The organism is Streptococcus danieliae (genome assembly GCF_013415245.1).
Classification (GTDB): domain Bacteria; phylum Bacillota; class Bacilli; order Lactobacillales; family Streptococcaceae; genus Streptococcus; species Streptococcus danieliae_A.
In genome coordinates, this window is record NZ_JACBXX010000135.1 from 1 (window position 1) to 899 (window position 899).

An 899-nucleotide genomic window follows, 5' to 3' on the forward strand; every position below is an offset into this window, starting at 1 on the left:
TCTTTTATAGTAAAAGGTAATTTTGATATTTTTGTCTGTAATTCCGAGTAATTCTGTGGTATTATGAATAAGTTCCATATGATTCTCCTAATGTTGGTTTCGTCGCTATTCATTATAGATCATGTGGAACTTTTTTTGTATTTCAAAAAGCCCTATAATCTCTATTTTGGGTCGTTACCCACTACAGAGATTATAGAGCCTTTTCTTTTACCTTCAGTTACGAAAAAAGGTTCTTTTGCAAGTTGTGTGGAATTCCTGAAAACCGATAGTCATGGAATTTGATAATTGTAGCTTTTTAATGACTGTACCCTGGCTTCTTTCGAATTTCTATGAGATGCTTCCCCTGTGGTGGGGGACGGCAGCGACCTCTAACGAGTTCCATGCCTTAGTCGGGAACCGAAGTTTCCCGACTCCCCCCGATTCCAAGCTGGCAAGCTTGGAATCTTTTCACCACTAGGTTGCGCATTTCTTCTAATTCTTCAGAAGCCTATGATACACGCCCTCCCCTCTAGAGGGGAGGATTTTTAGATAGAGTGGACAGCAGGAGATTGCATCCAGTAAACTCTGGCAAATAAATGCTCATGTTTCCGATAGCCGAAAGCAGAGCGCTTCAGAAGCTTAATTTTATTATTAGTTCCTTCAACGAGGCCATTATTGTAAGGCACAGAAAGGGCTAGACGGATAGATTCCTCCTTCTTTAAAAGAAAAGCTAGCTTATCACGAAAGCTTTGAGGGAGGAGCTCTGAATTTTGGCTCTCTCGAATCAAGTCAAAAAAGTAGTCCGCATTTCTTTCCTTAAAATATCCAAGTAGCAGTTGATAAAGGTTCCAAGTTTCCATCAACACAGGGCTATAATTGGCCAGTTCTAAAGCTATATCTTGTGCTGATACATAACGATT

Annotated in this window: 1 protein-coding gene; it reads right to left on the reverse strand. The window is 40.0% G+C overall.

The window, feature by feature from the left end:
• Window positions 1-524: 524 nt before the first annotated feature.
• The coding region (locus HZY94_RS06460; protein ID WP_179925620.1) for a transposase at window positions 525-899 on the reverse strand (375 nt) is incomplete at its 5' end.